This window comes from Roseateles sp. P5_B10, assembly GCF_056400485.1.
Genome location: NZ_JBFULE010001701.1, coordinates 1 through 545, shown reverse-complemented (window position 1 = coordinate 545; position 545 = coordinate 1). Strand labels below are relative to the sequence as shown.

The window sequence follows — 545 nt, the reverse complement described above, 5'->3', positions numbered from 1 at the left end:
GGCCTGCAGCACGGCAAAATTTGTCAACGGCGCGTTCTGCGCGACACGTTCGGCAAGCTCTATGGCCTTGGGCAAGGATCCGTCGGCTTCCGTCAGATACTGCGCGAAGCCGAGCGACATGCCCTCTTCCGCCTTATAGACGCGGCCCGTGAGCATCATGTCAGCCATCCGGTGCACACCGATCAGGCGCGGCAGGCGCATCGAACCGCCACCACCAACGAAGATCCCGCGACTGCCTTCCGGCAGCGCATAGTAGACCGAGGGATCGGCAACGCGGATATGCGCAGAGCAAGCCAGTTCAAGCCCGACGCCGATCACTGCGCCCTGTAGTGCGGCGATCACCGGAACGCGGCAATGCTGGATGATATCGAACACCCGGTGCCACATCCGCGAATGCATCAGGCCGGCCGTCGCGTCGCGCTCGGTGAGTTCGGACAGATCGAGACCCGCGGAAAAATGCCCGCCGATGCCATGCACCACCACCGCGCCGATATCGTCCGGCAGCGACGCGAAGCAACGCTCGATCTCCAGGATCAGTCCATCGT

General features: G+C 63.3%; 1 protein-coding gene. It reads right to left on the bottom strand.

Annotated elements, in window-relative coordinates; genetic code table 11:
- The coding region (locus AC1DU6_RS35425; protein WP_477863275.1) for a crotonase/enoyl-CoA hydratase family protein at positions 1-545 on the bottom strand (545 nt) is incomplete at both ends.